This window comes from Massilia sp. Bi118 (assembly GCF_918697865.1).
Classification (GTDB): domain Bacteria; phylum Pseudomonadota; class Gammaproteobacteria; order Burkholderiales; family Burkholderiaceae_D; genus Telluria.
In genome coordinates, this window is sequence record NZ_CAKKMV010000012.1 from 61,776 (window position 1) to 80,064 (window position 18,289).

The window sequence follows — 18,289 nt, forward strand, 5'->3', positions numbered from 1 at the left end:
CTGCAACTTGGATTCCCGCCTTCGCGGGAATGACGGTTTTTAGGGTAACAACGGGCTCAAGCCTTCGGATACTTCGGCCCATTATTGAGGAACCCACCCCCCTGAAACTTGAGCGTAATATCCTCGTTGTTCGAATGATCCACCCGCCCCTCATACAGATGGGTGAACCCGCGCGAACTCTCCTTCGCCTCATACCCCAGATGCCGCGCCTCGCGGTTGTCCCACCACTGTCCCGGATTGTCCGAGGTACAGAAGGCGATCGTGTGGCCGACGGCCGGGGTGATCAGCGCGCGCCGCAGCATCTCGACCAGGTCGTCCAGCGCCAGCCATAGCACCGCCTGGCGGTGATTCGAGGGCTCGGGGAAGCAGTAGCCGATGCGGATGCACACGGTCTCGACGCCGAAACGGTCCCAGTAATAGCGCGACAGCGATTCGCCGAACACCTTCGACACGCCGTAGTAGCCGTCCGGGCGCGTCGCCATCGAAGCGTCGACCAGGTCGGTGGTCTTGTACATGCCCACCGTGTGATTCGAGCTGGCGAACACCACGCGCTTGATGCCGAGGGTATGCACGGCTTCATACAGGTTGACCATGCCGTGGATGTTGGCGTTCATGATGGGCGCCCATTCTTCCTCGGTCGAGACGCCGCCGAAGTGGACGACGGCATCGACGCCTTCGCAGATGCGGAAGACGTCCTCGCGCTTGCCGAGGTCACCGAGGACGACTTCCTCGCCCTCGCCGGCGGGGCCGAAATCGTTCAGGTCCGACAGCCGCACGATGTCGGCGAAGGCGTGCAGGTGCTCGCGCAGGCGGCGGCCCAGGCCACCGGCGGCGCCGGTGAACAGTATGCGTTTGAATGGTTTGCTCATTGCTTTGTTTTAGTCATAGTTGAAACGTCAGGCAGGGAAGGGCGCTTCCGGGACGCCCTGTACTCCCGGCCGCAGCAGCAGCACGGCGCCCGCCATCGGGCCACCGGCGCCCTTACCTGGATCGATCGAAGTCACCAGCATGGTGTCCATGCCGGGGCCGCCAAAGCTGCACATCGCCGGCTTGGCCATCGGCAGTGCGATCGTGCGGTCGAGCTCACCCTGCGGCGTGAAGCGCAGCAGGCAGCCGCCGTCATTGCCGGCCACCCAATAGCAGCCGTCGCTGTCGATGGCCGCGCCATCCGGCCGGCCGGTGTAGCCGGCCATGTCGACGAACAGGCGGCGGTTGTGCGGCACGCCCTCCAGCGTATCGTAATCGAAGGCCCACACGCGGCGGCGCGTGGGGTGCGAATCCGACAGGTACATCGTGCGGCCGTCGGGCGAGAAGGCGAGGCCGTTCTGGGTCACCAGTTCCGACACCACGGCGCCCGACAGGCCTTGGGTATCGTAGCGGTACAGGCGGCCGTCGGGGCGGGCCGCCGCCATGTCGCGGAACATGGTGCCGGCCCAGAAGCGGCCCTGGCGGTCGCAGCGGCCGTCGTTGAAGCGCATCCCGGGCGTCAGCTCCCCGTGCGCCGGCGATGCCAGCAAAGCTGCATCCACGCTGCCATCGTCGCCGAGCGCCAGGCTGAAGATGCCGGTCTCCATGCCGGCGATCAGGCCGCCGTCGCGTTTGACGGCGATGCAGGCCGCCATCTCCGGCGTGGCCCAGCTGCTCAGCGCGCCGCTGGCGGCGTCCAGGCGCCAGATGGCTTTCGCCGGGATGTCGACCCAGTACCAAGCCTGTTCCTGCGCGTGCCAGGCGGGGCTTTCGCCTACCGTGCAGCGCAAGTCGCCGACGCGCTCGATGGCGACCGCTTGGGTATCAGGCATTCTGCAATCCTTTCGGCAGCTCGGCCATCTTGTGCACCGGGACCAGCAGCTTCATCACGACCCACGCGGCCAGGTAGGCGGTGGCGCAGATCGCAAACATGATCAGGTAGCCGGTCTGGATTTCACCCAAGGCGCCGTAATGGTCGAACAGGGCGCCGCCCAGTTTGGTGACCAGCACGCCGCCGATGCCGCCGGCCAGGCCGCCGATGCCGACCACCGAGCCGACCGCGTTCTTGGGGAACCAGTCCGACGCGGTCGTGAACAGATTCGCCGACCAGGCCTGGTGGGCCGAGGCGCCGATGCCGATCAGGATCACGGGAATCCAGTAGCCCATGGAGCCCAGCGGCTCGGCCAGCAGCACCACCAGCGGGCAGAAGGCGATCAGGAGCATGGCCTTCATGCGTGCATCGTAGACGCTGCGGCCGCGCGCGATGAAGTACTTGGGCAGCCAGCCGCCGCCGATGCTGCCGACCATGGTCATGCTGTACAGGACCGTCAGCGGGAACGACAGCGCGGTGCCGGTCATGCCATAGGCCGAGGACAGGTACTTGGGCAGCCAGAACAGGAAGAACCACCAGATCCCGTCGGTCATGAATTTGCCGAAGGCGAAGGCCCAGGTCTGGCGGCAGCGCAGCAGCTCGCCCCAGGTGGCCTTGCGGGCTTGCGGATCGACGCAGGCTTCGTCCGGCACCTCGGCATCGTGGTTGATGTAGGCCAGTTCGGCCTTGCCCAGGCGGTGGCCCTTGCCCGGTTCTTCGTAATAGCCGCCCCAGAAGGCCATCCACAGGAAGCCGATCGCGCCGATCCACATGAAGGCCGCTTCCCAGCCCCAGATGCTGGCGATCACGGGCACCGAGATGGGCGCCAGGATCGCGCCGATGTTGGCGCCGGAATTGAAGATGCCGGTGGCGAAGGAGCGCTCGGTCTTCGGGAAGAATTCGGCGGTGGCCTTGATCGCGGCCGGGAAGTTGCCGGCCTCGCCGATCGCCAGGATGGCGCGCGAGACGATGAAGCCGGCCACCGAGGCCGGCACCGCGGCCAGGCCGATGGCCGCGAACACGCTGTTGACGGCATTGCCGATGGCGAGCGAATAGGCATGGGCGATTGCGCCCAGCGACCAGATGAAGATCGCCAGGTGATAGGCGCGGCGGGTGCCGATGCGGTCGACGACGCGGCCGGCGAACAGCAGCGCCACCGCGTACACGAGCTGGAAGGCCGCGGCGATGTTCGCGTAGTCGGTGTTCGACCAGCCGAATTCCTTCGACAGCGAAGGCGCCAGCAGGCTCAGGACCTGACGGTCGAGATAGTTGATGGTGGTGGCAAAGAACAGCAGGCCGCAGATGGTCCACCTGTAATTGCCGATGTTGGTGCCGCTTGCATTGTGTCTCATGGTCAGTTCGCGTGTTTGTTGTGGGGCTGACTTCTCAATGAACGGTGGCTGGCTATTGCGGTCCTGTCACCTCCAGAGGTGTCGACAGGCGTGCCGCTACATTGCGCACCGTGGCTTCCCACGAGGCCGGGGTCGGGAAATCGCCGCTCTTGCTCCAGCCGGCGCCGAGGTAGTAGACGAAGGGTTTCGCCGGCGTGGCGCGGCCGAGCAGCAGCGCATTGCCGTCGAGTTCCAGGCTGCGTACCTGCTGGCCTGGCACGATCAACGCGCAGGCCGTGTGGCCGTGCGGCGGCGCTTCCGGTTCCCAGTAGCTGATCCAGCCTTCGGCTTCGTTCCTGATCAGCTGGCCCTCGCCCTTGCGCAGCGAGATGCCGGGGCCGGCCTCGATCGCGCCCGGGCGGTCGCTCTCGAAGGTACTCACGACGCGGCTGAAGTTCGAACCGGCGTCGATCGAGATGCGCCTGGTTTCCGCGATGCGGCGGCCATTTGCGGACCAAGCGTCGTAGCGCAGCTCGAACACGGCGCGCAGGGGCCCATCGGCGATGATCCTGTGGCTGGCGTAGACGTTCGAATCCCAGGCGCGGCCGCCGTCGACCACACTCAGGCCGCCGCAGCCGCGCGCGGTGCCGACGTGGTAGTTGTCGACGCCTTCGCCATGGTCGAGATGATATTTGCCCTGTTTGTACCACTTGTCCTGGACCGGATAGCGCACCGACTTCACCCACACGTCGATGCCGCTGCTGACGTGCTCCTTCGGCTCCTTCAGGATCGCCGGGCCGTAGGTGCGGTGGGCGATGCGATCGCTCTCCCATGCGAAATCGTCGAGGCGCTCGGGCACGAAGCGGGCGTGGGCCTTGACGTCGGGCCTGGGCAGCGGCGGCATGGCAGAAGTTGGAACCAACAGGAAGCGGCGCTTCTCGCCGGGCGCGAAATTCGCCTGGAACAGCAGGGTGCCGCCGAGGCGCTGCGAGGGCAGGATGCGCGAAGTCGCGGCCTCGATCACGGCCACCGATGCTGCCGGCGCCTTGACCTCGATGCTCTCGTCGGCGCGGTAGAAATCGCCGGGGTTGGCGGCGCTGACCGCCTGCGCCGGCGCGCGCTGCAGCAGCGCCATGCGGTAGATCTCGTTGCCCGCCATCAGGAAGGCGCCGATGCCGTAGGCTTCGCTGGCATCTTCGGCAAAGGCGCCGGGCGCCCGCCCGATCGGCTGCACGTGGGTCAGCTTGCCGTCCGGCTGGACCTTGGTGTTCAAGGCCTGCCAGGCCCGCAGCACGGCCGGCTCGAAGGACGCACGGTCCAGCAGGCCCTGGTTCACGCCCCAGGCCAGCGCATAGGCGAACAGGCCGGTGCCGCTGGTCTCCTGCATCGGATAGCTGGCCGGGTCGAGCAGGCTGGCGCGCCACAAGCCGTCCCTGGCCTGCAGGCTCACGACCCTGGCTGCTATCTCCCTGAACTGCTGCTCGAAGCGCGCGCGTGACGGGTGGTTCGCCGGCAGGTATTGCAGGGTGCGCGCCAGGCCTGCCATCACCCAGCCGTTGCCGCGCGCCCAGAAGACCTTGGCGCCGTTGGCTTCGCGCTGCTTGAAGTAATTGCTGTCGCGGTAGTAGAGGTGTTCCGCCTTGTCGTACAGGTAATCCGACGTCTTCCACCATTGCGCAACTGCGTGCTCGAGATAGCGCCCGTCGCCGGTGGCCGCGTACAGGCGCATCCAGGCCGGCGGTCCCATGAACAGGGCGTCGCACCAGGACCAGCGGTCCTGGTTGCCGGGTTCCGTGAACAGCAGCGTGCCTTCGTGCGGATGCGCGAGGATGTCGTCGAACTGCGCGCGCAAGGACGCCAGCATCTCCGGCTGGCGCAGCTGCAGGTAGAGCTCCGCATAGGTCTGGCCGACCGCCTGGTCGTCCGCGTGATAGGTGCGCGGGCCCAGCTTCCAGCCATTCTTCACGCCCATCTCGACCATCGCGTCGCGGTAGCGCGGCCTGGCGGACAGGTTGGCCAGGGCCATGAGGCCGGCGTCGCCAACCGCCTGCGCCCAGTGGGTCGGTTCGTGAAAGGCGGGGTGATCGAGCTGCCAGTCGGCGACGCGCTCCATGGCGCTCAGTACATTGGCGGGAGTGGGCGCCTGCGCCTGTGCGAAGGCAGGGGCGATGGCGATGATGGCAGGCAGGCCTACCAGGGCAAACCTCAGGTTGCGCATGTCGTGTCTCGTCGTTATCGCAGCGTGGGCGCTGCTGTTTGTTAAACGTTTTCCAAAGAATATGGCAAGTTCTTCAGAAAGTAAAGCGTCGAGACAGGGGAATGCGCGGCCCGTTCAAGGCCGCGATGGGGAGAACTCAGGTGCGGGATTGCGTGGAAGAGCGCAGAACCAGTTGCGGCGCAATCTTGGTCAGCTTCTCGACCTCTTCGCCGCGGATCACGGCCAGCAGCTTCTCCATGGCCGAAGCGCCCATGCGTTCGCTCTGCAGGTCGACCGTGGTCAGGGCCGGCGTGACGTATTTGCCGTAGGGGATATTGTCGAAGCCGACCACCGAGATATCGCGCGGCACCGACACGCCCAGGTTCGCCGCTTCCTTCATGAAGCCGAGCGCCATCAGGTCGTTGTAGCAGATCAGGGCATCCGGCGCATTGCTGCCCAGGACGATGCTCGAGCACAGGCGCTCGCCTTCGGCCAGCGAAGGGCTGTCGCCGTTGAACACGGTCAGGGACATACCCGCCGCGTCCAGGCATTCGCGAATGCCGCCCAGGCGCTCCTCGTCGCGGCGCGACTTCGAGAAACTGAGGTAGGCGATGCGCTTGTGGCCGAGCATTTTCAGGTGCTGGGTCAGCATGAAGGCGCCGCCGTGGTCGTCGCTGGCGACGGTGGGCAAGGGCAGTTCGGCCAGGCTGCCGAAGAATACCAGCGGCTTGTCGATGTCGGCCATCCAGCCCATGTCCTTTTCGCGCAGGCGCGAGGCGACGATCATGCCGTCCACGCGCCGGCTCAGGTCTTCCAGCACGCGCTGTTCGCGGCCCGGGTTTTCCTCGGTGTCGACCACCAGCACCGACAGGCCGTGGTCGTTGGCGACCCGCTGCGCGCCCTTGAGGATGCTGCTGAAGTGGGGGTTGGTGATGTCCAGTACCGACAGGCCGATGGTGTCGGTGCGCCCCGTGATCATCGACTTGGCCAGCGGATTCGACTTGTAGCCCAGGCCCGCGATGGCGGCGTCCATCGCCGCTTCGACCTTGGCCGAGAAACGCTGCGTGCCATTGATGTATTTCGATACCGTGGCAATGGATACGTTGGAGGCGGCGGCAACGTCGCGGAGGGTCGGGGCAGTCTTTTTCATGGCGGATAGTGTTACTTAGGCAAGCATCTTAGCATGCGGCCCCGCCACGTCGGCAAGTTGACGCTGGGACAATTTGGAGATAATCTAGTTAAACGTTTACCAAAATCGGAGTCGGTCTCATGAATCAAGCGGTTTCACCCAAGCCTTTCCAGCGTCTCCTGTTGACCGGCGCCGGCGGCGGACTCGGCGTCATGCTGCGCGAGCGCATCAAGCCGTGGGCGGAAACCGTCCGCGTCAGCGACCTCAAAGAGATCGCGCCGGCCGGCCCCGGCGAGGAAGTCGTGCAGTGCGACCTGGCCAACCGCGAGGCGGTGATGGCGCTGACGGAAGGGGTGGACGCGGTGCTGCATTTCGGCGGCGTCTCGGTCGAGGACACGTTCGAGAACATCATGAACGCCAACATCCTCGGCCTGCACCACCTGTACGAGGCGGTGCACAAGCGCGGCATCCGGCGCGTGATCTACGCCAGCTCCAGCCACGTGGTGGGCTACTACCCGACCACGCAAGTCGTCGACGCCACCGTGCCGCTGCGCCCGGACGGCATCTACGGGGTCTCGAAGTGCTTCGGCGAGGCGCTGTCGCGCTACTACTACGACCGCTTCGGCATCGAGACCGTCTGCCTGCGCATCGGCTCGTCCTTCGACGCGCCGCGCAACGCGCGCATGATGACGACCTTCCTGGCCTTCGACGACCTGGTGGAGCTGGTGCGCTGCGCCCTGTTCACGCCGCGCGTCGGCCACACCATCACCTACGGCGTGTCCGACAATCCGGTCAAGTGGTGGGATAACCGTGAGGCGGCGCACCTGGGCTTCGTGCCGCAAAAGAGTTCGCGCGAATTTGCCGAGCGCTTCCCGCAGACCTGCGCCTGGCCGCCGGCGGATGACATCGCGGCGACTTACCAGGGCGGGCCCTTCCTGCTGGCGGGGCCGATCTACAAGGATTGATCAGTCCTTGCGCAGCACCACATGGGTCGCGGCTGCCGTGGGCACATGCTCGGTGCAGCGGAATCCCATTGCCTTGAGGTCCAGCCCGGCGAACAGGGATTCGCCGGACCCCAGCAGCACCGGCGAGATCGCCAGATGCATCTCGTCGACCAGGCCGGCCTGCAGGAACTCGCGCACGGTCGCCACGCCGCCGCCCAGGCGTATGTCCTTGCCGTTCGCGGCGGCGCGGGCCTGCTCGTAGGCGGACTGGATGCCGTCGGTGACGAAGTAAAAGGTAGTGCCGCCTTTCATCTCCAGCGGCGCACGGGGGTACTGGGTCAGCACGAACACCGGCACGTGGTAGGGCGGCTCATCGCCCCACCAACCCTTCCAGCTGTCGTCCGGCCAGGGGCCGCGGACCGGCCCGAACATGTTACGGCCGAGGATCCAGGCGCCCACATTCTCGAAGCCGCGCGCGGCAAAGTCTTCGTCCGGGCCGTCGATGCCTTTGCCTGCGTTGCCGATCATGCTCTGGAAGGTGCGGGTGCCGCGGAACCACTGGTGCAGGCCGCCGGCGCCTTCACCCATCGGATTCTCCAGGCTCTGGTTCGGACCGGCGCCGTAGCCGTCGAGGGAAATGGAAAAGCATCGTACTTTTAGTTCGGTCATTCTGTCTCCATGATGAAAGGCTGAAGGCCAACGATGCAGAAGCCGTGGCCAAACGGGTCGCTGCAAAATGCTACAGGTGACGCATCTGTTGGCGCGCCTCCGCGACGGGTATCGATGGCGATCCAGTTGGTCTCCCAATGCTGGCCACCGTCCGCCGAATACGCCTGCTCGAAGCGCCAGCGGCGTGCATCCATCGGCAGGATCAGGAAGCGCACCAGGATCGTGCGTCCATTCAAGGTGTCCTGGCCATAAAAGCTGCCCTCGCCATCCTGGAAGACGCCATGCATGCGCTCCGTCATCAGGCCGTTGGCCAGGTTCGCGAAATGCAGGGTCCACTGTCCGCTCGCCGGCTGGTACAGGCGCAGCGACACGCCCGGGATCCGGCCGGCGCTGCCGCGCACATCGAGCTCCACGAGGTTGGCGCGCCCGCCCATCACGGGTTTGACGACTGTGGTGCCCGCGTACTCGACCCAGTCGCTCTTGCCGCTGAGCGGCTCGCGCAGGCGTTTCAACTGCGTGTCCCAGGCGCCGATCTCCCAGTCGAAATCGTGCTGGCCGTCGCGTGGCGCCGGTGTGCCGCCGATAGCTGCATTCGACAGCAGCAGGAGCGTCAATGCGATCAGCTTTTTCATGGCCGGTTCAGCAGGGAACGCTGCCGCGCATAGGCAAAATAGACCACCAGGCCCAGCGCCAGCCAGGCCAGGAAAGCCATCCAGGTGGTCTTGCTGAGGAAGGCCATCAGCACGGCGCAGAAGGCGATCGCGAGCAGGGGCACGAAGGGGACGCCGGGGCAGCGGAAGGCGCGGTGCAGGTCGGGGCGCTTCTTGCGCAGCACGATGACGGCCACCGAAACCAGGCAGAAGGCGGCCAGCGTTCCCATGTTGACCAGTTCGCCGAGCACGCCGAGCGGCACCACGGCGCTCAGCAGGCCGAAGATGATGCCGACGATCCAGGTGGCGAAGAAGGGCGTGCCGTAGCGCGGATGGACCGTCGACAGCCTTGGTGGCAGCAGGCCGTCGCGCGACATGGCGAACAGGATGCGCGTCTGGCCGTAGGCCATCACCAGGATCACGGTGGTCATGCCGAGGATGGCGCCGAGGTCGACGAAGGCCGCGAACCAGGTTTCATGCGCATACTGCAGCGCCAGCGACACCGGGTGGTCGATGCCGAGGAACTGCGCATACGGCACGATGCCGGTCATGATGGCGGTGACGATGATGTACATGACCGTGCAGGTCGCCAGCGTGCCGATCAGGCCGATGGGGAGGTCGCGCTCCGGGCGCTTCACTTCCTCGGCCGCGGAGGTGACGGAATCGAAGCCGATGAAGGCGAAGAACATGAGGGCGGCGGCGCTCAGCGTGCCGCTTGCGCCGTGCGGCATGAAGGGCTGCCAGTTGGCCGGCTGGACGTGGCGCGCGCCCACCAGGATGAACAGCAGGACGACGCCGAGCTTGATGACCACCATGATGTTGTTCACGCGCGCCGATTCGCGTACGCCCAGCGACAGCATCGCCGTCAGCACCATCATGATGCAGAAGGCGGGCAGGTTGAACCAGGTGTGCTGTCCCGGCAGCGCACCGGGCGCCGCCCGCAGCGCTTCCGGCAAGCTCAGGCCGAAACTCGCCATCAGCGACTGGAAATAGCCGGACCAGCCCACCGCCACCGCGGACGTCGCCAGGCCGTATTCGAGCAGCAGGTCCCAGCCGATGATCCAGGCCACCAGCTCGCCCATCGTCACATAGCTGTAGGTGTAGATGGAGCCGGCCACCGGCACGGTGGACGCGAACTCCGCGTAGCACAGGGCCGCCAGGCCGCAGCACACGCCGGCGATGACGAAGGACAGCGTCAGGGCCGGGCCGGCGGTGACGGCGCCGGTCCCGGTCAGGACGAAGATGCCGGTGCCGATTACCGCGCCTATGCCCATCAATATCAGGTCGAACGGACCCAGGACTTTTTTCAGGCCGCCGGGCTTGCGGCTCGTAGCCATCATGTGGTCGAGATTTTTTGTTCTGAATAGGCTCATGTGCGCTCTAAGGTGAGTGGGTCAGGACGTGCTGCTGCTCTTGTGCGGCCGGGACGGCAAGGGCATGCCCGGCTGCCAGTTGCGGGACAGGCGTTGCGCCTCTTCGATCTGCGCCTCCGTCATCCGGCGCGCGATGTCGGCTCGCTGCTCGCCGGCGTTGCGGTGGCCCCTGGCTGCCGCCAGATCCCACAGCATGTAAGCGAGCACCGCATCCTCGGGCAGGCCGGCCACGTGGTAGCGGTACATCAGGCCGAGGGCGTACTGCGCGTCCGGATGGCCCTGGCCGGCCGCCTTGCGGAACCAGGAGACGGCCAGCGCCTGGTCCTGGGGCACCGCATTGCCCGTGTAATACATGGCGCCGACCACGTACTCGGCGGCCGGCAGGCCCTGCAGCGCCGCCTTGCGGTGCCAGCGGAAAGCCTGCTTGTAGTCGCGCGGCAGGCCATGGCCCATGTAGTACATCAGGCCGAGCAGGTGCTCCGCATCGGCATTGCCGGCCCTGGCCAGCGGCGCGATTTCCTTCAGCGCGGCTGCGTAATGTTGTTCCTTGTAGGCCAGGACGCCTTCGGCCAGGCCCGCAAGCGAAGAGGCGTGCAGGCCAAGCCAGAGCATCGTTGCGGCGATCTGCTTTTTCATTGTCTCCTCACGTTTCCTGATCGACGAATGAAAAGGAGCGAATTCGACATATCCAGAAAAAGATATTTATTGGCAAACTATATGCAGTCGACTGGTACCATGTAAGGGCCACCCGGCGCCTGTTTGATGGGACTACAGATGGACTATGGACTCCTGCTCGCGGACTTCGAGCGCCACCACGATGTGAGCGGCTGGCCGCGCCAGCGCACGGTGCACGCCTGCCTGCGCGCGGCCATACTCGGCGGGCGCCTGGCTGCCGGGCACCGCCTGCTGTCGACGCGGACGCTGGCGCGCGAGCTGGGCATTGCGCGCAACACGGTCCTGTATGCCTACGAACAGCTGATGGCGGAAGGGCTCCTGCTCACCTCCCGGCGCGGCACGGCGGTGGCGCAGGTGGCGACCGCCGCGCCCGCAGGCGACAGCGCGGCGCCCGCGCCCTCGACCCTGTCGCGGCGGGCGCAGGCGCTGGCCGGCATGGCCACGCCCGGCTTCCTGAGCGGCGCCTTCGCGCTCGGCGTTCCCGCGCTCGACGCCTTTCCCATGGCGGCCTGGCGCCGCCTGCTGGACCGGGCCTGGCGCGAGACCGGGCCCTTCGAGTTCGATTACTGCGACCCGACCGGCCTGCCGGTCCTGCGCAAGACGATCGCGGATTACCTGCAGGCCGCGCGCGGCGTGCGCTGCGACCCGGCGCAGGTGGTGGTCACCAACGGCACCCAGGCCAGCCTGGAGCTGTGCGTCCAGCTGTTCGCCGACGCCGGCGACACGGCCTGGATCGAGAGCCCCGGCTATCTGGGCGCGCTGTCGGCCTTCCGCGGCGGCCAGTTGCGCACGGTCGGCATCCCGGTGGATGAGGAGGGCATCGCCCCGGCAGACGAGGACTGGCGCCGCACGCCGCCGCGCCTGATCTATGCCAGCCCCTCGCACCAGTATCCGAGCGGCGGCGTGCTGGACATGCGGCGCCGCCTCGAGCTGCTGGAAAACGCGGGCCGCGCCGGTGCGCTGATCATCGAAGACGATTACGACAGCGAGTTCCGGCACGACGGCCCGCCGCTGCCGGCGATGCAGGGCCTGGCGCCGTCCGCGCCGGTGATTTATCTGGGCACCTTCAGCAAGACCATGTTCCCGGCCATGCGCACCGGCTTCATGGTGCTGCCGGCGGGGCTGGCCGAGGCCGCGCGTCCAGCGCTGGCGCGCCTGCCCATGCACGGGCGCGTGCCGGAGCAGCGGGCGCTGGCGGCATTTTTGAACAGCGGGCAGTTCGTACAGCACCTGCGGCGCATGCGGCGCCTGTACCGCGAGCGGCGCGACGCCTTGCTCGAGGCACTGCACCAACATTTTGGCGACACGGCGCTGGTCCATGGCGCCGGCACCGGCATGCACCTGTCGCTGCGCTTTGCCGATCCAGGCTGGCGCGACGACCGGATCAGCGACGCCGCACTCGCCGCCGGCATCGCCGCGCACTGCATGACGCGGCACGAAACCGGCTTGCGCAAGACCGCGTGGAACGGCCTGCTGCTGGGCTACAGCCAGGTGCCGGCCACGGATATCGGCGATGCGGTCAAAAGGCTGGCGGAGGTCGCCCGGCCTCATTCGTACTGACGCTGCTTGTCCTCGTAATAGCGCTTCAGGGTGAAGTAAGCCTGCTTCTTCTTGCCGTCGTCCGAAATCAGGCCCTTGCGGTTCCAGAAGTCCTGGAAGTAGGGATGGGTGCGGCGCGGTGAGCGAAAATCGACCAGCACCCACGGCGTCATTCCGCGCAGGCCCGGGATCCCGTCCAGCATCCGGAACTGGTTGCGGTAGAGCGCATCCTGGTACTCCTCGCTCCAGCGCGTGTCGGCATCCGCGTGGTAGCCGCCCAGCGCGTCGGCGCCGAATTCCGTGACCACCACCGGCTTGTTCAGGCGGATGTCGAACTTAAAGTCCAGCATCTCCGCATTGCTGGCCCAGTACCAGCCGGCGTACTCGTTGAAGCTGGCCAGGTCGAGGAGGCTTGATAAGGGATCCTCGATCGTGATCGTCTTGCCCTTGCGGTGGATTTCCAGCGCCGCCGCGACCAGGCGGGTGTCGTCGAGCGCGCGCGCCGTCCTGGCCAGCCCGCCCATGAACGCATTGCGCGGCGCGGAAATCGGCGTCTCGTTCCCGATCGACCACACGACCACGCTGGCGCGGTTCTTGTCGCGCACGATCAGGTCCGTCAGTTGGGCCTGGGCGTTGGCCCAGGTCTCCGGCTTGTCCCAGGAGATGGTCCAGTAGACCGGCACCTCGGCCCAGACCATCAGGCCCATCTCGTCGGCCAGGCGGATCATCTCTTCGCTGTGCGGGTAGTGGGCCAGGCGCACGTAATTGCAGTTCATCTCCCTGGCCCACTGCAGCAGCATGCGCATGTCGCCGCTGCCGCGCAGGCGGCCCGGGATCAGCGGGTTTTCGTCGTGCAGCGAAATCCCGCGCAGGAACACACGCTTGCCATTCAGGAGAATGTCCTCGCCGCGCGTTTCGATGGTGCGGAAGCCGATGCGGTCGTCGACCTTGTCGCCGGCGCCGCTGAGCGTCACCGCATACAGCTTCGGATGCTCGGGCGACCAAAGGTCCAGTTTGTTCACGGGAATGCTGACCAGGGCGCGGCCCTGCGCATCGGTCTGCACGCTGGCCTGGATGCGGGCTTCAGGAATCGACACCGTCACCTTCTGTGGCCCCGATGCCCCGGCCATCTGCACGTAGCCCTCGATGCGGTGGGCGTCGCCCTTCGCCAGCTGCAGCTTGTAGTCGGCGATGTGCGTGGCCGGCACTTCGGCCAGCAGCACGTCGCGGGTGATGCCGCCGTAGTTCCACCAGTCCGTGTTCAGGGTCGGGATGGCGTCCTGGTGGCGCGTGTTGTCGGCCTTGACCACCACGACGTTGCGGCCCTTGACCAGTTGATCGGTGACGTCGAACTGGAAGGGCGTGAAGCCGCCGCGGTGCATGCCGAGCTTCTTGCCGTTCAGGTAGACGTGCGCTTCGTAGTTCACCGCGCCAAAGTAGAGCATGTAGCGCTTGCCCTGCACCGGCTGCGCCTCGAAGACCTGGCGCAGCCACAGCGTGCCCTCGTACAGCTGCAGCTTCTCGGCCTGCGAGTTCCAGTCGCCGGGGATCTTCATGGTCGGCGCGCGGTCGAAATCGTATTCGACCCAGTCGCCCTTGTCCTTCGGCTTGCGGTCGTCATAGAAGCCGCCCTTGCCGCTGCTGGAGGCATCGAAGGGCACGTGCCGGTAATCGTAGTAGCCGGTCTCGTAGGGATCGATGATGTAGCTCCAGCGGCCGTTCAGGCTGAGGTGGCTGCGGCCGTAGATGTTCTGCAGCGGCGCCGCCAGGCTGTCGGCGCGCCTGGTGACCGGCGTGCCGGCCAGCTGGACATCCACCGGGTCGGCCGCGTGGGCAAGGGCCGCACAGGCGGCCAGCATCATGGCAAATAAAAGCTTCATTCGGCCTCCATGTAACGACAATGCCGTCCGGCGTAAAACCGGACGGCATGCAAGGCTCAACGATGATCAATATAGCCTGATGCGCAGGCTCAGAACTTCACATCCAGCTTCACGCTGAAGTAGCGGAAGACATCGCGCGGCGGCACCCAGCTGTTGACCGTGATGGCCGGCGAGCTCGCGGTCGGGCCGGCGCGGTAGGATGGCCCGCTGGCGTTCGCGTTGCCGATGTAGAAGCGGTCGAACAGGTTATTCACGCGGAAGCTCAGGCGGTAGCGGTCGTGGTTGTCGCGGATGCCGAAACCGAGGTCGGCGATCGTGTAGGCGTTGTTGACCGAGCGCGGGTCGTTGTTGATGTTGGTCTGGTAGTCGCTCTGGTAGCGCACGTTGCCGTTGACGAAGGCCGAGAAGGGCAGGCTGGCGAACTTCCAGTCGTAGTTGCTGCCGATGTTGACCTTGATCTTCGGGGTGCCCGGGAAGATGCCGCCCGACAGGTCCTGCACGCCGGTCTTCGAGCCGGGAACGATCGCGAAGCAGCTGCGGTTCCAGCCGCCCAGCGAACCGCCTTCGCCGAGGCCGGTGGTGCCGATCGCCGGGTTGGTGTTGTCCTGGTAGCAGGGGCCGTTCTTCCAGTCGACGATGGTCGGACGGGTGTAGGCCACCGAGGCCTTGACCGTCAGGCCGGTGGTGACGATGAAGCTGGTGTCCAGTTCGAAGCCCTTGGTGCGCACTTTCGGGATCGAGTTCAGCTGGGTGTAGATGGTCGGGTCGTTCGGCAGCACGAAGGAGGTGTTCTGCTGGTAGCCCTTGAAGTCGGTTTTGTAAGCCACGGCGGCCACCGCCATGCGGCCGTGGAACAGGTTGGCCTTGGCGCCGAGTTCATAGGTGCGGCTGGTTTCCGGATCGACAGGGAAGGCCGCCGAGGCCTTCAGGCCGCTGGTCACGTCGTAGGCCTTTCCCTTGTGGCCGGTGGCGGTCATCGCGTAGACCATCAGGTCCGGCGTGACCTGCTTCTGCACGCTCAGCTTGCCGGTGTTGGCCACGTCCATGTTGCCGCTGCTGGAGAACTGGTCGATGCCCACCGGGCCGGGCTTGAAGGTCGCGCGGTCCAGCTGGTCGGTGTAGAAGTTGCGGATGTAGTTGTAGCCCGATTCCTCGATGTTGTGGCGGGCGCCGGCGACCAGGGTCCAGGTGGGCAGGAAGTCCCAGGTCACCTGGCCGAACACCGCCTTGTTGATGTTGTAGATGTCGGTGTAGTAGTTGGTCGGGCTGGACGGCGAGCTGGCCGTGCAGGTGCTCGGCGCCACGCAGAAGCCGCGGATGAAGTGGCGGTCGATCGTGTTCTTGGCCCACCACAGGCCGGCCACATAGCGGAACTTGCTGGCGTCCGGCGAGACCAGGCGCAGCTCCTGGGTCTTCGAATTGATCTCGTAGGTGCCGAACTGGTTGTTACCGACGCTGAAGGTGGTCTCGCCGGGGCGGGCGATGGTCGGGACGTCGACGAAGTCCTGGTCGCGGTAGTCGTTGGCGGTGTAGTGCTCGTACGAAGAGATCGACATCAGCGTCGCATCGCTCGGCAAGCGGTACGAGAATTTCAGGCCGGTGCCGGCGGTCTTCGAATTGATCCCGGTCGGGAAGTCGCGCCGCACGTAGCGGTTGTTCTTGTCGTAGGGGTTGATGCCGGCCAGCGTGGTTGACGCCGGCAGCTGCGGGTTGCCGTTCATGTAGGCGGTGGCCAGGTCGGCGTCGGTGCGCACCAGGTTGCCGGCGGCGGCCGAGCCGGTGGTGCGGTAGAAGCCGTTCACGGCGGTCACGCCGCGGCTGTTCTGCTGCTTGTTGTAGTGCGGGAGGATGTCGATGTCGAGGTCGCGGATCGGGGTCCAGGTCAGCTTGCCCATGAAGGTGTTGCCCGAGGAGCCGTTGACCTTTTCGCCGGTGGTGAGATTGGTGAAGTTACCCGGCATCTCGTTCTTGTTGGCGGCCAGGCGCATCGCGAAGGTATCCGACAGGCGGCCGCCGGCCGATGCGGCCACGCGCCATTCGCCGTCGTCGGTACGGTAATAGCTGCCGCGGTAGGTCATCGGGCCATTCACCGGCTTGGTCACGATGTTGATGGCGCCGGCCACCGCCGATTTGCCGAACAGGGTGCTCTGCGGGCCTTTCAGGACTTCGATGCGGGACACGTCGGCCAGGTCGCGGAAGGCCTGGAACTGCACGGCGATCGGGATATCGTCGATGATGACGGCGACGTCGGACTCGACGCCGATGCCCACCGAGACGGTGCCGATGCCGCGCATGAACAGCGCGTTGTTCGCGGCCGTGGTACCGGAAGCCTGGGTCAGCGAAGGGGTGAGGGCGATCACGTCCTCGATTTCGCGGATGTTGTTCGCCTGGATCTCCTGCTCGGAGATGACGGAAATCGCCATCGGCACGTTTTCCAGGCGCTCGACGCGCTTGTTGGCGGTGACGACCACCGACTGGATCTTGTTCGGGTCCGGTTGCGCATCCTGCGCGTCCTGTGCCCATACCGGCAGCGTCCACTGGGCGATGGCCAGTGCGACGACGGCGGACAGGGGCTTGAGCGCGATGTGGGTGCGCCCGCTTGCTTGGTTCTGCATGGTTGTCTCCTTTTGATTTTTTATTGAGATTGCATCGCGCGCAGGCGCAGTAAAGCTTCCAGGAAGTAGTAGTCCGCGTAATTCAGCGGCACGTCGATCTCCTTGCCGGCCGGCTTGTGGCCGGTCGCATGCTTGAGCAGGAATCCGTGGTTGGTGCCAGGGGCAGCCAGGTAGTCGCCCGACGACAGGCTGCGCAGCTGGCGCTCGGCGAAGGCGCGGTAGCGCGCGGCATGCGGGGCGTCGACGAAGCCGGCCAGTTCCAGCAGCGCCGAGCTGGTGATGGCGGCGGCCGAGGCATCGCGCGGGGCGTTCGGGATGGCGGTATCGTCGAAGTCCCAGTAAGGGATGGCGTCTGCCGGCAGGCGCGGGTGGTTCATGAAGAAGTCGGCGATGCGGCGCGCCTGGGCCAGGTACTCGGGCTTTTTCGTTTCGCGGTACATCATGGTGTAGCCGTACAGGCCCCAGGCCTGGCCGCGCGCCCACGATGATTCGTTGGCGAAGCCCTGCACCGTCTGTTTGCCGCGCACGGCGCCGCTCGAGGGGTCGTAGTCGACCAGGTGGTAGCTGGAGGCATCCGGGCGGAAGTGGTTGCGCAGGGTGGTGTCGGCGTGGGCGATGGCGATCTCGCGGTAGCGCGGCTCGTTCGCGGCCCTGGCTGCCCACATGAGGAGTTCCAGGTTCATCATGTTGTCGACGATGACCGGGAATTTCCAGGTACTGTCCTTCCAAAGGTCCCAGGACTGGATGGCGCCCACTTTCGGGTTGTAGCGGGTGATCAGGGTGGTGGCGCCGGCCAGCAGGGCGTCGCGGTAGGCCGGGTCCCTGGTCAGGCGGTAGCCGTTGCCGTAGCTTGCACCCAGCATGAAGCCGAGGTCGTGCTGGCTCTTGTCGAACTTGGCCGGGGCCGTGTCAGCGGTGTAGCCGATGGCCGCCGTTTTCCAGGTCTGGTCGCCGGTGGCTTCGAACAAATACCACAGCGAGCCGGGAAAGAAACCGGAAGTCCAGTCCTTCGGCCCGACCGTTACCAGGGCGGCGCCGTCGACGGTGCGCGGGAAGCCCGGCTTGGCCTGGGCTTCGGACAAGAGGGTGCGGTACTGGGCGGCCGCAGCCTGGAAATCCCGCTTGATCAGATCGCCGATGGGCTCGGCGGCCAGCGCCTGGCTGCCGGCGGCGGCAAGGGCGAGCCCGCAGGCAAACGTTTTCGCAGCGCGGCTGAGGGCCCGGCGGCTTGCGTGCAACATGGTTCGTCTCCTTGTGCCTGTAATTATTGTGAGAATCGTAATCACAAGAATTGGCCATGTCAACAACTTTAGGAAAACGATTAACTTGATTCTTTTTGAATTGGTCGGGCCAGTTTCATAGGGGGATTCGAAAATGTATTTCCTGTTTCGGTGAAATCAGGCGGGATGAGAGAAAACGTTTTGCTTGCTGTTGTGCAGCAAAATGGGAG

At 65.9% G+C, this 18,289-nt stretch carries 14 protein-coding genes; 2 read left to right on the forward strand and 12 right to left on the reverse strand.

The genetic code is table 11. The annotated features are described in order from the left end of the window. Nucleotides 1-56: 56 nt before the first annotated feature. From LQV39_RS18110 to LQV39_RS18130, 5 genes are all read right to left on the reverse strand, one after another. A complete protein-coding gene (locus tag LQV39_RS18110; protein WP_230027539.1) occupies nt 57-869 on the reverse strand; it encodes an NAD(P)-dependent oxidoreductase in 813 nt (270 codons plus the stop codon). A 27-nt stretch (nt 870-896) separates the two neighbouring features. Next, the gene (locus tag LQV39_RS18115; RefSeq protein ID WP_230027540.1) at nt 897-1,799 is read right to left on the reverse strand and encodes an SMP-30/gluconolactonase/LRE family protein; all 903 of its coding nucleotides are present in this window, start codon (nt 1,797-1,799) and stop codon (nt 897-899) included. Further along, the gene (locus tag LQV39_RS18120; RefSeq protein ID WP_230027541.1) at nt 1,792-3,189 is read right to left on the reverse strand and encodes an MFS transporter; all 1,398 of its coding nucleotides are present in this window, start codon (nt 3,187-3,189) and stop codon (nt 1,792-1,794) included. Before LQV39_RS18120 ends, LQV39_RS18115 begins: the two co-directional genes overlap by 8 nt. A gap of 52 nt (nt 3,190-3,241) precedes the next feature. Continuing rightward, a complete protein-coding gene (locus LQV39_RS18125) occupies nt 3,242-5,386 on the reverse strand; it encodes a glycoside hydrolase family 88 protein (protein ID WP_230027542.1) in 2,145 nt (714 codons plus the stop codon). Nucleotides 5,387-5,522: 136 nt separating this feature from the next. Further along, nucleotides 5,523-6,515 (reverse strand): LacI family DNA-binding transcriptional regulator, encoded by a 993-nt coding sequence (locus tag LQV39_RS18130; RefSeq protein WP_230027543.1) that lies wholly within the window; start codon nt 6,513-6,515, stop codon nt 5,523-5,525. A gap of 119 nt (nt 6,516-6,634) precedes the next feature. On the opposite strand from LQV39_RS18130, the gene LQV39_RS18135 reads away from it, so the two are divergent. Further along, entirely contained in the window at nt 6,635-7,459 is an 825-nt protein-coding gene (locus LQV39_RS18135; protein ID WP_230027544.1) for an NAD(P)-dependent oxidoreductase, read from the forward strand. Here the strand turns inward: LQV39_RS18135 and LQV39_RS18140 are convergent, their stop codons facing one another. The 4 genes from LQV39_RS18140 to LQV39_RS18155 are packed head-to-tail and all read right to left on the reverse strand — an operon-like array spanning nt 7,460 to nt 10,766. After that, nucleotides 7,460-8,107, reverse strand: coding sequence for a dihydrofolate reductase family protein (locus LQV39_RS18140; RefSeq protein WP_230027545.1), 648 nt, complete (start codon nt 8,105-8,107; stop codon nt 7,460-7,462). It lies immediately after the preceding gene. Further along, the gene (locus tag LQV39_RS18145) at nt 8,104-8,739 is read right to left on the reverse strand and encodes a hypothetical protein (RefSeq protein ID WP_230027546.1); all 636 of its coding nucleotides are present in this window, start codon (nt 8,737-8,739) and stop codon (nt 8,104-8,106) included. Before LQV39_RS18145 ends, LQV39_RS18140 begins: the two co-directional genes overlap by 4 nt. Next, nucleotides 8,736-10,130 (reverse strand): amino acid permease, encoded by a 1,395-nt coding sequence (locus tag LQV39_RS18150; protein WP_230027547.1) that lies wholly within the window; start codon nt 10,128-10,130, stop codon nt 8,736-8,738. Before LQV39_RS18150 ends, LQV39_RS18145 begins: the two co-directional genes overlap by 4 nt. Before the next feature lie 21 nt (nt 10,131-10,151). After that, complete coding sequence (locus LQV39_RS18155) at nt 10,152-10,766, reverse strand: tetratricopeptide repeat protein (protein WP_230027548.1); 615 nt, start codon at nt 10,764-10,766, stop codon at nt 10,152-10,154. A 138-nt stretch (nt 10,767-10,904) separates the two neighbouring features. On the opposite strand from LQV39_RS18155, the gene LQV39_RS18160 reads away from it, so the two are divergent. Beyond that, the gene (locus tag LQV39_RS18160; protein WP_230027549.1) at nt 10,905-12,365 is read left to right on the forward strand and encodes a PLP-dependent aminotransferase family protein; all 1,461 of its coding nucleotides are present in this window, start codon (nt 10,905-10,907) and stop codon (nt 12,363-12,365) included. On the opposite strand, the gene LQV39_RS18165 is transcribed toward LQV39_RS18160, so the two are convergent. The 3 genes from LQV39_RS18165 to LQV39_RS18175 form a co-directional block, all read right to left on the reverse strand. After that, nucleotides 12,353-14,224, reverse strand: coding sequence for a glycoside hydrolase family 2 protein (locus tag LQV39_RS18165; protein WP_230027550.1), 1,872 nt, complete (start codon nt 14,222-14,224; stop codon nt 12,353-12,355). The two genes, LQV39_RS18160 and LQV39_RS18165, sit on opposite strands and share 13 nt — an antisense overlap. An 89-nt stretch (nt 14,225-14,313) precedes the next feature. Further along, complete coding sequence (locus tag LQV39_RS18170; protein ID WP_230027551.1) at nt 14,314-16,839, reverse strand: TonB-dependent receptor; 2,526 nt, start codon at nt 16,837-16,839, stop codon at nt 14,314-14,316. Between the two features lie 20 nt (nt 16,840-16,859). Further along, nucleotides 16,860-18,080 (reverse strand): glycoside hydrolase family 88 protein, encoded by a 1,221-nt coding sequence (locus LQV39_RS18175; RefSeq protein WP_230027552.1) that lies wholly within the window; start codon nt 18,078-18,080, stop codon nt 16,860-16,862. Nucleotides 18,081-18,289 lie beyond the last annotated feature (209 nt).

What these genes read in the sequence shown, in the direction of transcription:
- LQV39_RS18145 (WP_230027546.1), bottom strand. Translation starts at nt 8,739, where the DNA reads ATGAAAAAGCTGATCGCATTGACGCTCCTGCTGCTGTCGAATGCAGCT.
- LQV39_RS18175 (WP_230027552.1), bottom strand. Translation starts at nt 18,080, where the DNA reads ATGTTGCACGCAAGCCGCCGGGCCCTCAGCCGCGCTGCGAAAACGTTT.
- LQV39_RS18135 (WP_230027544.1), top strand. Translation starts at nt 6,635, where the DNA reads ATGAATCAAGCGGTTTCACCCAAGCCTTTCCAGCGTCTCCTGTTGACC.
- LQV39_RS18155 (WP_230027548.1), bottom strand. Translation starts at nt 10,766, where the DNA reads ATGAAAAAGCAGATCGCCGCAACGATGCTCTGGCTTGGCCTGCACGCC.
- LQV39_RS18125 (WP_230027542.1), bottom strand. Translation starts at nt 5,386, where the DNA reads ATGCGCAACCTGAGGTTTGCCCTGGTAGGCCTGCCTGCCATCATCGCC.
- LQV39_RS18150 (WP_230027547.1), bottom strand. Translation starts at nt 10,130, where the DNA reads ATGAGCCTATTCAGAACAAAAAATCTCGACCACATGATGGCTACGAGC.
- LQV39_RS18130 (WP_230027543.1), bottom strand. Translation starts at nt 6,515, where the DNA reads ATGAAAAAGACTGCCCCGACCCTCCGCGACGTTGCCGCCGCCTCCAAC.
- LQV39_RS18170 (WP_230027551.1), bottom strand. Translation starts at nt 16,839, where the DNA reads ATGCAGAACCAAGCAAGCGGGCGCACCCACATCGCGCTCAAGCCCCTG.
- LQV39_RS18110 (WP_230027539.1), bottom strand. Translation starts at nt 869, where the DNA reads ATGAGCAAACCATTCAAACGCATACTGTTCACCGGCGCCGCCGGTGGC.
- LQV39_RS18120 (WP_230027541.1), bottom strand. Translation starts at nt 3,189, where the DNA reads ATGAGACACAATGCAAGCGGCACCAACATCGGCAATTACAGGTGGACC.
- LQV39_RS18140 (WP_230027545.1), bottom strand. Translation starts at nt 8,107, where the DNA reads ATGACCGAACTAAAAGTACGATGCTTTTCCATTTCCCTCGACGGCTAC.
- LQV39_RS18160 (WP_230027549.1), top strand. Translation starts at nt 10,905, where the DNA reads ATGGACTATGGACTCCTGCTCGCGGACTTCGAGCGCCACCACGATGTG.
- LQV39_RS18115 (WP_230027540.1), bottom strand. Translation starts at nt 1,799, where the DNA reads ATGCCTGATACCCAAGCGGTCGCCATCGAGCGCGTCGGCGACTTGCGC.
- LQV39_RS18165 (WP_230027550.1), bottom strand. Translation starts at nt 14,224, where the DNA reads ATGAAGCTTTTATTTGCCATGATGCTGGCCGCCTGTGCGGCCCTTGCC.